Source organism: Bradyrhizobium sp. 2TAF36 (assembly GCF_052114925.1).
Classification (GTDB): domain Bacteria; phylum Pseudomonadota; class Alphaproteobacteria; order Rhizobiales; family Xanthobacteraceae; genus Bradyrhizobium; species Bradyrhizobium barranii.
Map to the genome: position 1 here is coordinate 50,636 of NZ_JBFRFR010000028.1, position 12,608 is coordinate 63,243.

The 12,608-nt window shown below is 65.2% G+C and carries 10 protein-coding genes and 1 pseudogene; 5 read left to right on the forward strand and 6 right to left on the reverse strand.

Going from position 1 to position 12,608, the window contains the following annotated elements; translation table 11 throughout:
• Positions 1-41: 41 nt before the first annotated feature.
• Positions 42-1,538 carry a sensor domain-containing diguanylate cyclase gene (locus tag AB4Z51_RS17595; RefSeq protein WP_441497690.1) on the reverse strand — a complete coding sequence of 499 codons (1,497 nt, stop codon included), beginning with the start codon at positions 1,536-1,538 and terminating at the stop codon, positions 42-44.
• A 137-nt stretch (positions 1,539-1,675) separates the two neighbouring features.
• Between AB4Z51_RS17595 and AB4Z51_RS17600 the strand changes: the two genes are divergently transcribed.
• Both AB4Z51_RS17600 and AB4Z51_RS17605 read left to right on the forward strand, forming a co-directional pair.
• Positions 1,676-1,933: a DUF7662 domain-containing protein gene (locus AB4Z51_RS17600; protein ID WP_028148420.1), complete on the forward strand. Its 258-nt coding sequence runs from the start codon at positions 1,676-1,678 to the stop codon at positions 1,931-1,933.
• 11 nt (positions 1,934-1,944) lie between these two features.
• Positions 1,945-2,193, forward strand: a complete 249-nt coding sequence (locus tag AB4Z51_RS17605; protein ID WP_063981010.1) for a hypothetical protein — start codon at positions 1,945-1,947, stop codon at positions 2,191-2,193.
• Positions 2,194-2,741: 548 nt separating this feature from the next.
• Here the strand turns inward: AB4Z51_RS17605 and AB4Z51_RS17610 are convergent.
• The 4 genes and pseudogenes from AB4Z51_RS17610 to AB4Z51_RS17625 all read right to left on the reverse strand — a co-directional run.
• The gene (locus tag AB4Z51_RS17610) at positions 2,742-5,618 is read right to left on the reverse strand and encodes an EAL domain-containing protein (RefSeq protein ID WP_441497691.1); all 2,877 of its coding nucleotides are present in this window, start codon (positions 5,616-5,618) and stop codon (positions 2,742-2,744) included.
• Between the two features lie 154 nt (positions 5,619-5,772).
• A complete protein-coding gene (locus AB4Z51_RS17615) occupies positions 5,773-6,771 on the reverse strand; it encodes an NAD(P)H-quinone oxidoreductase (protein WP_441497692.1) in 999 nt (332 codons plus the stop codon).
• Between the two features lie 67 nt (positions 6,772-6,838).
• Positions 6,839-8,323: a methionine--tRNA ligase gene (metG, locus tag AB4Z51_RS17620; RefSeq protein WP_441497693.1), complete on the reverse strand. Its 1,485-nt coding sequence runs from the start codon at positions 8,321-8,323 to the stop codon at positions 6,839-6,841.
• Positions 8,322-8,519 (reverse strand): annotated as a pseudogene (locus AB4Z51_RS17625) (class I tRNA ligase family protein); the annotation flags it as partial. The pseudogene AB4Z51_RS17625 and the gene metG, both read right to left, overlap by 2 nt.
• Positions 8,520-8,794: 275 nt before the next feature.
• Here AB4Z51_RS17625 and AB4Z51_RS17630 point away from each other — a divergent pair.
• On the forward strand, positions 8,795-8,986 hold the full coding sequence (locus tag AB4Z51_RS17630; protein WP_441497694.1) for a DUF1192 domain-containing protein: 192 nt from the start codon (positions 8,795-8,797) through the stop codon (positions 8,984-8,986).
• 627 nt (positions 8,987-9,613) lie between these two features.
• Entirely contained in the window at positions 9,614-10,123 is a 510-nt protein-coding gene (rcdA, locus tag AB4Z51_RS17635) for a protease adaptor protein RcdA (protein WP_028148425.1), read from the forward strand.
• A gap of 194 nt (positions 10,124-10,317) precedes the next feature.
• Here rcdA and rpmE read toward each other — a convergent pair whose 3' ends face one another.
• On the reverse strand, positions 10,318-10,545 hold the full coding sequence (gene rpmE, locus AB4Z51_RS17640) for a 50S ribosomal protein L31 (protein WP_007599895.1): 228 nt from the start codon (positions 10,543-10,545) through the stop codon (positions 10,318-10,320).
• 202 nt (positions 10,546-10,747) lie between these two features.
• Between rpmE and AB4Z51_RS17645 the strand changes: the two genes are divergently transcribed.
• The gene (locus tag AB4Z51_RS17645; RefSeq protein ID WP_135214697.1) at positions 10,748-12,592 is read left to right on the forward strand and encodes an ABC transporter ATP-binding protein/permease; all 1,845 of its coding nucleotides are present in this window, start codon (positions 10,748-10,750) and stop codon (positions 12,590-12,592) included.
• Positions 12,593-12,608: the final 16 nt, after the last annotated feature.

The window sequence follows — 12,608 nt, forward strand, 5'->3', positions numbered from 1 at the left end:
CTGGATTGCTTCGCTTCGCTCGCAATGACGGAGGGGGCCCCTCACGCCACCAGCGACAGCTTCGGAAGGCTCGCGACCACGGACTGGTTGCGGCCGCCGGCTTTCGCCGCATAGAGCGCCTTGTCGGCGGCGGCGACCAGGACCGGCCAGTCCAGGCCGGTGGTAGGAACCAAGCCCGCAATGCCGCAGGAGACCGTCGACGCCGCCTGGTCGTCGGACCAGCCCTGTACCTTGCCGCGGATCGTCTCGGCGACCTTGAAGGCCTCGGCGGCCGAGGTGTTCGGCAGCAGTACCGCGAATTCCTCGCCGCCATAGCGCGCGGCGCAGTCGCCGGACCGCCGCACCGAATCGGAAATGCAGATGGCGATGCCGACCAGCACCTGGTCGCCGGCCTGATGGCCGAACGTGTCGTTGTAGGCCTTGAAGTGATCGGCATCGATCATCAGCAGTGCGACCGGCGTCTTCTGGCGCATCGCGCGGCGCCATTCGACGTCGATGACCTGGTCGAACTTGCGGCGGTTCTTCAGGCCGGTGAGCGCATCCGTCGTCGCCATCTCCTCGAGCTTGCGCTCGGCATCGGCGCGCCGGCCGATCTCGCGGGCGAGCACCAGCGTCGAGGCCAGCATGAACAGGATGAGCGCCAGGACCACGGCGCCGATGCGGTAGGCTTCCTTCTGCCAGAGCTCGAACACGGCGGCGAGCGGCTTGCCTGCCACCACGAAGAGCGGACCCGGGCCGGTGCTGCGGACATAGAGGCGCGGCGTCGCGTCCACCGGGCCCTGGCCCGCATAGGACCCGCCGGCCTTGAGATTGTCGGCCTTCCAGCTCTGCTGCGTCCCGAGATTCTTGCCGATGACGTCGAGATCGAACGGCCGCCGCATCATGATGGTGCGGTCGCGCGTCAGCACGGTGATGGTATCGTCGGGATCGAGGTTCAGGCGCTCGAACAATTCGTGGAAATAGCTGAAACGGATCGAGCCGGTGACGACCCCCAAGAAGCCGCCGTCGGTATCGCTGATGCGCCGGCTCAGCACGATGGAATAGGCGCCGCGGAAAAGCATCGGACGGCTGATGAAGAGGCCGGCGTCGGGATCGTCGCGATGAACCCTGAAGTAGTCCTCCTCGCTCCGGTTCTCCGGCAGGGGATCGAGCGTGGAGGCGTCGATGGTCAGCCTGCCCTCGGCATCGAACACCTGGATGGCGCCGAAGTGCCGCGCCGTGGTGGCGTGATCGAACAGGATCAGGTGACGGATCGGCTTCGAGACCGCGTTGATCTCCGGCAGCAGCATGTTGCTGGCGACCGCCTTCAGGGAGAGATCGTAGATCTCGATGTTGCGGCTGATATCTGCTTCGATGGAGGTGGCCAGATTGTCCAGCGTCTGGCGCGCGAGGGCCTCCTCGCCGCGGCGCATGTCCAGCATGACGTTGACGCAAATGGCGGAAAAGCCGATCACCGTCACGACGGACGATATGATCAGCAGCTTCGCCGAAATCCGCCACGGCCGGCGGGTCGTGACGTCGCGCCATCCAGACTGCATCGAGTGCTCCCGACACTAGTGGATGCGCCCGAAATCTTGCGTAGTGTTTAAGCCGGGACGGCGCTGCCACAAYGAGTTAAGAATTGGTTTCCGCGGGCATCGCTTTTGGGCAGCGGAGCTGGGACGAGAGGACGATTGTGAACGATTACGACGCGCTGCGGGATTACCTGATGCGGCAGAAGCAAACGGARTTCGTGCTGAGTTTCGAGCAGATCGAGGAGATCATCGGCTCGGCCCTGCCGCGGGCGGCGAATCGCGCCTCATGGTGGGACAGCCTCCGCAGCCCCGACATCCAGATGCCCCAGCGCGAAGCCTGCCTCGCCGCGGGGTTCGTCGCGACGCGGATGCCGGACGGCCAGAGCGTGCGCTTCACCAAGAAGAAGCAGCGCAGGTGAGCTGACGCTGCATGATTCTGCGCTGGCTAAGGGGGATTTTTGGCGCAGCCCTGATTGCTACAGGCGTGCTGTTCGCGCTCGCCTTCGAGGCGCGCTACTGGCGCTGGCGCGACTGCTTCAACGAGCTCGGCCGCTGCTACGACCCTGTAACGCAGGATGTTTATCTCGAACAGGCGGGAATGGTCTGGGGCGGTCTTGCCGCGATCTCGCTGGTGGTGGGGTTTTGTTTGGTCGCGGGGCTACGACGCAAGCCAGGGTAGGTCAGCTGGACGCGGTGCGCCGCAAGCGCGAGACGGGGGGCGCTAGCCCAAGTGTAGAACCACGGCCTTCATTGGCGATTATGGGGCCAGCGTTCGTCATGGGCTCGTATCAGGCATCTGGTCGTCTGCCGGTCGCAGACGCGCACGCATGTGTTCTGGCGCCCTCGAACGTCACCGGCCCCGCCGGTGTAGTCGGCACATGTGCCGAGGCAATTTGCGCCTCGATCCTCGCATCGTGCGGCTGTCACTGCTTCGGCCGATGAGGCGAGGAACACTCCGGTGCCGATGAGGGTCATCGCGTAGAAAAGGTGCCGAGTCATCCGTGACTCCTGAGAAAGACGCGTGGTCTGCTCATTCTGAGAACGACAGCTGCGAGCCCAGTGACCTCGATGACGAAGCCGTTCTGGATCGAATGCTGCGTGCCATCTTTCATGGTGGTCGAGCAGGGCCCATTGATCTGGATCAAGCCCGGCATAAGCGCGCCGGTGCGGCACCCCGCTCGCTTTGCGAGCGACCCTTTCCGGGAGGAGAGCGGAAGAAGATAAGCGCTAGCTCGCCGCTTCCAGGCGCACTTCCGTCAGCAACCGCATCGCGGCATCCGCGTCCATGGGCTCGCCGAAGGCGAAGCCCTGCGCRTATTCGCAGCCCATCTGGTAGAGCTCGACCGCGTCGGAATCGGTCTCGGCGCCTTCCGCGACCACGTCCATGCCGAGATCATGCGCGAGCGCGATGATCGACTTCAGGATCACCGGACGGGTGCCGCGGTTGGTGGTGCGCACGAACGACTGGTCGATCTTGATGGTATCGAACGGGAAGCGCTGGAGATAGGCCAGCGACGAATGGCCGGTGCCGAAATCGTCGAGCGACAGCCCGGTGCCGAGCTCGCGGATCCGCGTCAGCATCTGGGCTGCGTGCTCCGGGTTCTCCATCACCAGCGATTCCGTCAATTCCAGCTTCAGCGTGCCGCGCGCCACCGAGGAGCGCGACAGCACCGTGCGGATGTCGTGGATCAGATCGTGGCGCAGCAATTGCCGCGAGGAGACGTTGACGGAGGCGAAGATCGGCTCGCGCGAGCGCATCGCGCGCTGCCACACCGAAAGCTGCTTTGCGGTCTGGTCGAGCACGAACATGCCGAGGTCGACGATCAGGCCGGTCTCTTCCGCGATGCTGATGAATTCCGACGGCGCCATGCGTCCGAGCTTCGGATGATCCCAGCGCACCAGCGCCTCGAAGCCGGCGATCGAGCGATCCTCCAGCCGCACGATCGGCTGGTACAGGATCGTGAGCTCCTGCCGCTCGATGGCGCGGCGCAGCTCGCTCTCCAGCGTCAGGCGGTCGGTCTTTCGCGCGCRCATCGCCGGCTTGTAGACGTCGATGCGGTCGCCGCCGATCCGCTTGGAATGATACATCGCAAGCTCGGCGTCCTTGATGATCTCGTCCGTCAACTGGGTCTGCGGATCGGAGAGCGCGAGCCCGATCGAGGCGGTGAGAAAAATCTCGCGGTCGTTGAAGGCGATCGGGGCGCGGATGGTCTTGCGGATGGTCTCGGCGAAGGCGGTGATGCGGGCGGGGTCCTGCTCCGAGAGCAGGATCAGGCCGAACTGGTCGCCGGCAAGCCGCGCCAGCGTGTCCTGCGGCTTCAGGATGCGGGTGAGGCGGCGGGCCAGCGTCAGCAGGATCGAGTCGCCGACCGCGATGCCGACGGAATCGTTGACCTGCTTGAAGCGGTCGAGGTCGATCACCATCAGCGTCGGCCGCAGCGTCGGCATGGTCTTGGCGAAATGCGCGACCGCGCCGAGCCGGTCCATGAACAGTTTCCGGTTGGGCAGCCCGGTGAGGTTGTCATGCACGGAATCGTGCAGCAGGCGCTCCTCGGCGTTGCGCAGCTCGGTGACGTCGGTGAGCGTGCCGACCACGCGCGAGACCTCGCCGTCCGAGCCGACCACCGGGCGCGCCTTCAGCGCGAACCACATGAAATGACCGTCCGGCGTGCGCAGCCGGAAATCCTGCACCAGGCGGCCGCGGCGCTGGTCGAGCACGCTGTCGAGCGCTGCGCGGAAACGGTCCTGGTCGAGCGGATGCAGCACCTCAAGCCACGACGCCGCCGGGCCTTCCAGCGTGCCGCGCTTGAGGCCGAGCAGGGCTTCGGTCTCCGGGCTGGTGAACACCTTGTCGGCGGAGACGTCCCAGTCCCAGATCAGATCGCCGGAGCCGGCCAGCGCCAGCGCGCGCCGCTCGATGTCGGAGACGACGCCGGTGGTGGCGCTGCCGCCGGCAAAGGCGTGCTGCATCACCGTAAAGCCGATCAGCATCACGATCAGCACGAGGCCGCCGAGCAGAGCCGGGCCGACGATGTCGTTGGTGACGGAGCCCGCGACCGTCATGCCGGCCGCGACCACCCAGACCACCAGCAGGAACCAGGTCGGGATCAGCAGCACCGCGCGGTCGAAGCCGTGGGTGGAGAGGTAGACGATCAGCGCGAAGCCCGCGAAGGCGATCAGCACCAGCGACATGCGGGCGATGCCGGAAGCCACCGCCGGGTCGAACAAGGCGAGCGCCACCAGCGAACCCAGGAAGGCAAGCCAGAGCACCGTAATGTGCGAATAGCGCACGTGCCATCGACTGAGGTTGAGATAGGCGAACAGGAACACCAGCAGCGTCGCCGCCAATATCGCTTCACCCGCCGCGCGCCAGATGCGCTCGGCGTTGTTCGACATATCGAGCACCTTGCCCCAGAAGCCGAAATCGACGCCGATATAGACCAGCACCGCCCAGGCCAGCGCCGCGGCGGCCGGGAACATGATGCTGCCCTTCACCACGAACAGAATGGTGAGCACGAGCGCCAAAAGCCCGGAGATGCCGATCACGATGCCCTGGTAGAGCGTGAAGGAATTGACCTTGTCCTTGTAGGACTCGGGCTCCCACAGATAGAGCTGCGGCAGCTTGTCGGTGCGCAGTTCCGCGACAAAGGTGACGACGGCGCCGGGATCGAGCGTGATGCGGAACACGTCGGCCGTCGCGCTCTCCTGGCGCTCCGGGCGGTCGCCGATCGAGGGCGTGATGGTCGCGATGCGCGACAGCCCGAGGTCGGGCCACAGCAGGCCCGACGAGACGATGCGGTAATGCGGGGCGACGATCAGGCGGTCGAGCTGGTCGTCGGTGTTGTTGGCGAGTGCGAACACCACCCAGTTCTGGCCGCCCTCGCGGGCGCGCACCTCGATGCGGCGGACGATGCCGTCGGTGCCGGGTGCGGTGGAGACCTGGATGCGATCGGCGTCACTGCGCTGATGCTCGAGCACGCCGGTGAGGTCGATCGCGGGCGCGTCGCCGCGGACGCTGACGGCATCCAGCGCGCGCGCCTGGGATGCGGCGACGAGAATCATGAGGCCCAGCGCTATGGGCGCGAGGCACCTGATCAGACGCAAGGTCGGTTCTCCGCGTTCGACGCAAACTCTTCAGTGCAAGATGGTCAGTGCAAGGCGTTTTCCGAACGGAACAAGATGGTTCGGCGCGTCGCGATAGATGCCACGAAAGCGAGGAAAATCAAAGGGTTTCCGCCTTGCCTGATGGGCCGTTGGCCTAGACCTCCAACACAATTTTGCCAATATGTGCCGAGGTCTCCATGCGCCGGTGCGCATCGGATGCCTTTTCCAGCGGGAAACTGCTGTCCATCAGCGGCTTGACGCGGCCTTCGCGCAACAGCGGCATCACTTTCGCCTCGATTGCGGCCACCATGGCCGCCTTGTCCGCATTACTACGGGGGCGCAGGGTCGAGCCGGTATGGGTCAGGCGCTTCACCATCACCTTGGCGATGTTGACGCTGACCTTGGGGCCGTTGAGGGTTGCGATCTGCACGATGCGGCCGTCGACCGCCGCGGCATCATAGTTGCGGTCGACGTACTCGCCGGCGACCATGTCGAGGATCAGGTTGGCGCCGGCCTTGTCGGTCTCTTCCTTGACCACGGCGACGAAGTCCTCGGTCTTGTAGTTGATGGCGCGGTCGGCCCCGAGCTTGAGGCAGGCATCGATCTTGTCCTGCGATCCCACGGTGACGAACACTTTCGCGCCGAACGCTTTCGCAAGCTGGATCGCCATGGTGCCGATGCCGGAGGAGCCGCCATGGATCAGCAGCGTCTCGCCGGCCTTCAGGCCGCCGCGCTCGAACACGTTGTGCCAGACCGTCATCAGGGTTTCCGGCAGCGCGCCGGCTTCCTTGATCGACAGCGCCGGCGGCACGCTCATCGCCTGGGCGTCCTGCGCGATGCAGTACTGCGCATAGCCGCCACCGGCGACCAGCGACATCACCTTGTCGCCGATCTTGTGCCGCTTGGCGTTGCTGCCGACCGCCACCACCTCGCCGGCGATCTCGAGCCCCGGCAGGTCGCTGGCGCCGGGCGGCGGCGGATAGGCGCCGGAGCGCTGCGCCACGTCGGGCCGGTTGACGCCCGCGGCCTGCACCTTGACCAGGATCTCGTCGGGACCGGGCTGCGGAACGGCACGTTGTTCCGGCACCAGCACCTCCGGTCCACCGGGCTTGGAGATGGCGACCACGGTCATTTGCGCGGGCAGCTTGTCCATGATGTGTCCTTGGATGAATGAATTCCGCGGATGGCATATCGCCTTTTTCCGCCGAAGTGAAACGACATTAAGGCCCGAACCGCGCCGCCAGATGGCTTGCTCTTTCGGGAGAGATTTTTTCGACCAGTGGACCGATCGGCGCGATCGCTGTGCCGGCGCCGCCGTCGAGCAGGTCCGCGATTGGGCCACGGGGCCAGCGTGGCGCGGCATCTTCGCCACCGAAGGCGTGCAGCACATTTTCCGACAGGCTGGGTACGATGCTCCACGCCAGCACCGCGCAGGTGCGGACCAGATTGAGGCCTGTTCGCGTCACGATCGCCGCGCGAAGCCGATCGGACTTGATGGCTGTCCACGGCGCCGCATGTTGCAGGTAAGCGTTCGCAACATCCCAGATCGCGCGCGTCGCGGCGGCCGCGGCGCGAAACTCGAGCGCCTCGTGGTGGCGTCGCAGCGTCGCGATACGCTGCTCCAGTTCCCGTGCGAGCAGGTGCTCGGCCTCGTCAGGAGCGCCGCCTTCCGGAATCCGGCCGTCGAAGGCCCGATGGGCGAAGCTGACAATGCGATTGACGAGGTTGCCGAAGATGTCGGCGAGATCCTTGTTCACGTCGGCGACGAACCTGGCAACGCTGAAATCGGTGTCGGCGCTTTCGGGCGCGTTGGCGATCAGCCACCAGCGCCAGAGATCGGCGGGCAATTCCTCCAGGGCCTGGTCGGTAAAGATGCCCCGATTGCGGCTGGTCGAGAACTTGCCGCCCTCGTAGTTGAGCCAGTGGAATCCCTTGATCACGTCCACGCTCTTCCAGGGCTCGTTCGAGCCGATCAGCGTCGCCGGGAAGCTCACGGTGTGGAATGGGATGTTGTCCTTGCCGAGGAACTGGACGTAGCGGACGTCATCGGCCTGCCACCACCATTTTCGCCAGTCGCGGCTAGGTGCGGCGGCGGCCCATTCCTGGGTGGCGGCGATGTAACCGATCGGCGCGTCAAACCAGACATAGAAGACCTTGTCGGCGAATCCCTGTCGCGGAACCGGGATGCCCCAGGCCAGATCGCGGGTGATACAGCGATCGCGCAGATCGGCTGTCAGCCAGCCTTTCGCGGTCGACACCACGAAGGAAGGCCAGCCGGAGCGGCTGTCGATCCAGGCACTCAACGCGGACACAAGCTGCGACTGGCGCAGGAACAGATGGCGGCTTTCGCGGACCTCCAGCGCCCGGTCGCCCGACAGCGCAGATCGCGGGTCGATCAGTTCGGGCGGATCGAGCAGCGCGCCACACTGGTCACATTGATCACCGCGCGYGGACGGGTCGCCACAGTGCGGGCAGGTGCCGAGCACGTAGCGGTCCGGCAGGAAACGGCCGTCCGTGGGTGACCAGACCTGCGGCAACTTGCGTTCCTCGATCAATCCGGCATCGTCGAGCCTGCGATAGAAGTGCTGCGTCAGAGCGCTGTTCTGTGGCGAGCTGGTTCGCCCGAAATGGTCGAAGGAAAGGCCGAAACCGGCGGTAGATGTCGGCCTGAATTGCGTGCTGCACGTCGCAGAAAGTGCGGACATCCTGTCCGGCGCGAACGGCGCCGAGCTCGGCCGGCGTGCCGTGCTCGTCGGTGGCGCAGATGAAGAGCACGTCGTCGCCGATCTGCCGCCTGAAGCGGGCATGGACATCGGCAGGGAGGAGCGAGCCTATGAGATTGCCGAGATGCTTGACGCCGTTCACGTAGGGAAGGGCGCTGGTGATGAGAATTTTGGTCATGACTGCGGTCTTTCGCGTTTGGTGATGCCGACCGACGAAAAATCAAAAGCCCTCCCGCATGATCGGAAGGGCTTGGGGTCGGCTCATGCCTCACGCGCGTGGACGCGCGCTTATCCCGTCCGGTCAACCTCCTTGCGGTCGGGCCGGGGCATTCGCGTCAGGTGTTGCGCGCTCGCGAAAGTCACTGCAAATTCTCCTTGTGCAGAAGCGGTACCATTTCGGCTCGGAAAACGCCAGATCGGCGTCGTTCAGGACAGGACTGCCGGGGAGGACACATGGCCATCGAGGACGACGACAAGCCGCGCAAGAAGGTCAGCCATGAAATCGGACAGGATCTCTCACTCCTGTCAGTGGAGGAACTGACCGAGCGCGTCGCGCTGCTCAACACCGAGATCGCAAGGCTCGAGGAAGCCGCCGCCAAAAAGCGCGCCTCGCGCAATGCGGCGGATAGTTTTTTCAAGAAGTAGGGCCTAGCGCTCACCTCTCGTGTCCCGGACGCGGTGCAGGGCGTAGCGCTGCTCCGCAGAGCCGGGACCCATGCTTCGCGCAAAACTATCTCGTGTCGTCATTCCGGGGCGGCGCGCAGCGCCGAGCCCGGAATCCATAACCACAGGCCGCTGAAACGGGCAGGCTGAGCCGGGCCACCGCATCCGCCTGTGGCTATGGATTCTCAGATGCGCAATTGCGCATCAAAGCTCGCGACTTCGTCGCGCCCCGGAATGACGAGTGGAGAGTTTGTTCCGCCGCGCACTCGGCCAGTGACCGACATGGCTAACGAACTCTCAAAAAATTAGCTCGTTTACTTCCGATTAAGCTTTCGGGTTTATGACTGGGACTGTCCTCGTTTGGACACCGAGTGGCTCCTGTCCACTCTGTTTGACGCCTCCCTGTTATCAACTTTCAAAGCCGCCGGTCTCCGGCGGCTCTTTTTTTGCCTTTTTTGGGTCTCGTTCCGGTTGAATTCCGAGGAAAGACGCGCGGAAACCATATCCGCGCTTGCCGCTGGACTCCGCGTCCCGCCCGCGCAATGATTTGTTCATCATAAGCCGGCGCCAAAGCCGGACAGTCAGACAGTTGCGTAAGGGGCGTTAACCATGGAACGTTTGCAAGCCGAAGGTGCTCTCGTTCAACTCAGCGAGCGGTTCACCAATTCTGCGGCGTTCGGCGTCCTGTTCCGTGAGGGCATGGACCTGGTGGAAGAGACCGCCGCCTATCTCGATGGCGCCGGCCGCACCGAGGCCAAGGCGCTCGATCGCGCCGTCAGCCTCACCTATGCGACCGAGAGCATGCGTCTGACCACCCGCCTGATGCAGCTGGCCTCGTGGCTGCTGCTGCACCGCGCGGTGAAGGAAGGCGAGATGACGCTGAGCCAGGCCAATCGGGAGAAGACCAAGGTCAAGCTCAGCGCCGCCGATCCCGGCCCGTCCGATACCGTCGAGAAGCTGCCCTCGCAGCTCCAGGATCTGATCCATCGCTCGATGAGCCTTCAGACCCGCGTGCGCCGCCTCGACACCACCATCCACACCCCGCCGGTCGAATACGTGGCGATCGGCAACCCGCTGGTGCCGCAGCTCAACGCGCTGAAGGCCGCGTTCGAGCGGTAAGCACCCAGGTGCCGTAGTCACAGGTCTCGTAGGGTGGGCAAAGGCGCAAAGCGCCGTGCCCACCACTTTGCTTTCCGGATCGTAGAAGGAATGGTGGGCACGCTTCGCTTTGCCCACCCTACAGGTCTCGCCACAAACAAAAACGCCCCCGGTCTGACCGGGGGCGTTTTTCGTGTCCAGCCTTGCGGGCGGGATCAATCCTTTTTGAGAAAGCCCGAAAACTTCTTCTGGAAGCGTGAGACGCGGCCGCCGCGATCCATCAGCTGGGCGTTGCCGCCGGTCCAGGCCGGGTGCGACTTCGGGTCGATGTCGAGGTTCAGCGTGTCGCCTTCCTTGCCCCAGGTGGAGCGGGTCAGGTACTCGGTTCCGTCGGTCATCACGACCTTAATCGTATGATAATTCGGATGAATTTCGGCTTTCATGGCAATTCCTCGGCGCCCGGCGCCTGTCTTGAGTGGCTATCGAATGACGGATTTGGCGGGGTCTATACCCCACAGGCCCCTTTAAAACAAGCCATTGTGGGCAAAGGAGAACCGGGCCGTCCCCTAAGGGACATCCCGGATTTGCCACTCCCCCCGCAGCGGCCTATGTGGAGCTAATCTGTCTCCTTGGGTGTCCGATCTCATGAGCGCTGTGGAACGGCTTGACGACCAGTACCGCGACAAGCATGCCGCGCCTGAGGCCCCGTCGATCGAAGCCGAGTTGATCGAGACGCCGGCGAAGAGCCGCGCCAAGCTGCGGCCGCTGTTGGCACTCGCGCCCTATGTGGCCCGCTATCGCGGCCGCGCGGCGCTCGCCTTCGTCGCGCTCACGGTCGCGGCGCTGACCACGCTGCTGGTGCCCATCGCTGTGAGGCGGATGATCGATTTCGGCCTGACGCCGGAAGGCATCGCGCTGATCAACAGCTACTTCTCGGTGATGATCGCGGTGGTCGCCGTGCTCGCGCTTGCCAGCGCCTCGCGATACTACCTCGTGATGACGATCGGCGAGCGCATCGTCGCCGACCTCCGGCGCGACGTCTTTGCCCATCTGCTCTCGCTCTCGCCGGCCTTCTTCGATTCCGCGCGCAGCGGTGAGCTGGTGTCGCGGCTCACGGCCGACACCACCCAGATCAAGTCCGCGGTCGGTGCCTCCGTCTCGATCGCGCTGCGCAATCTCATGATGTTCTTCGGCGCGGCGGCGATGATGGTGATCACCAGCCCGCGCCTCTCCGGCTTCGTGCTGCTCGCCATTCCCCTGATCGTGCTGCCGCTGGTCGCGTTCGGGCGCTGGGTGCGGCGTCTGTCGCGCAATGCGCAGGACACGCTCGCCGAAGCCTCCGCCTATGCGGGCGAGCTGGTCGGCGCCATCCGCACTGTGCAGGCCTATACCAGCGAAGGGCTAGCCGAGAAGCGTTTTGGCGGCGAGGTCGAGCAGGCCTATGAAGCCGCGCGCACCTCCACGCAGGCCCGCGCCGTGCTCACCGCCATCATCATCTTCATCGTGTTCGCAAGCGTGGTCGCGATCCTCTGGATCGGCTCGCATGACGTCCTGATCGGTACGATCTCGCCGGGGCGGCTCGGCCAGTTCGTGCTCTATGCGGCCTTCGCCGCGGCTGGCCTCGGCCAGCTCAGCGAGGTCTGGGGCGAGGTCTCGGCCGCCTCCGGCGCCGCCGAGCGCCTGTTCGAGATCCTGCATGTGCAGCCCGAGATCACCGCGCCGGCGTCCCCGCGCGCGTTGCCGGTGCCGGCGCGCGGCGAGGTCGGCTTCGACCAGGTCAGCTTCGCTTATCCGGCGCGGCCTCACGTCAATGTGCTCGATGCCGTGTCGTTCACCGTGCGCCCCGGCGAGAAGGTCGCGATCGTCGGCCCCTCAGGCGCCGGCAAGAGCACCATCTTTCATCTTCTGCTGCGCTTCTACGACCCGCGGGGCGGCGCGATCTCCCTCGACGGCGTGCCGGTCAAATCCGCCGACCCGCGCGATTTTCGCTTGCGCATCGCACTGGTGCCGCAGGAATCCAACGTGTTCGCCGCGAGCGCCCGCGAGAACATCCGCTTCGGCCGGCCCGATGCGACCGATGCCGAGGTCGAGCGTGCCGCCGAGCTCGCGCATGCCGCCGAGTTCATCCGTCGCCTGCCCGAAGGTTTCGAGACCCCGCTCGGCGAGCGCGGCGTCACGCTCTCCGGCGGCCAGCGCCAGCGCATCGCGATCGCCCGCGCCATCCTGCGCGATGCGCCGCTCTTGCTGCTCGATGAAGCGACCTCCGCGCTCGATGCCGAAAGCGAGACGCTGGTCCAGACCGCACTCGAAGAGCTGATGCGTCACCGCACCACGCTGGTGATCGCACATCGTCTCGCCACCGTGCTGTCCTGCGACCGCATCCTGGTGATGGACCAGGGCAAGATCGTCGAGCAGGGCACGCATGCCGAGCTCGTCGCCAAGAACGGACTCTATGCGAGGCTGGCGAGGCTGCAGTTCGAGGGCGCGTGAGGGGCTCCTGACTGTC

Excerpts from the sequence above, each read along its gene's own strand:
- AB4Z51_RS17595 (WP_441497690.1), bottom strand. The coding sequence starts at position 1,538 with ATGCAGTCTGGATGGCGCGACGTCACGACCCGCCGGCCGTGGCGGATT.
- AB4Z51_RS17605 (WP_063981010.1), top strand. The coding sequence starts at position 1,945 with ATGATTCTGCGCTGGCTAAGGGGGATTTTTGGCGCAGCCCTGATTGCT.
- AB4Z51_RS17615 (WP_441497692.1), bottom strand. The coding sequence starts at position 6,771 with ATGGACAAGCTGCCCGCGCAAATGACCGTGGTCGCCATCTCCAAGCCC.
- AB4Z51_RS17630 (WP_441497694.1), top strand. The coding sequence starts at position 8,795 with ATGGCCATCGAGGACGACGACAAGCCGCGCAAGAAGGTCAGCCATGAA.
- rcdA (WP_028148425.1), top strand. The coding sequence starts at position 9,614 with ATGGAACGTTTGCAAGCCGAAGGTGCTCTCGTTCAACTCAGCGAGCGG.
- rpmE (WP_007599895.1), bottom strand. The coding sequence starts at position 10,545 with ATGAAAGCCGAAATTCATCCGAATTATCATACGATTAAGGTCGTGATG.
- AB4Z51_RS17645 (WP_135214697.1), top strand. The coding sequence starts at position 10,748 with ATGAGCGCTGTGGAACGGCTTGACGACCAGTACCGCGACAAGCATGCC.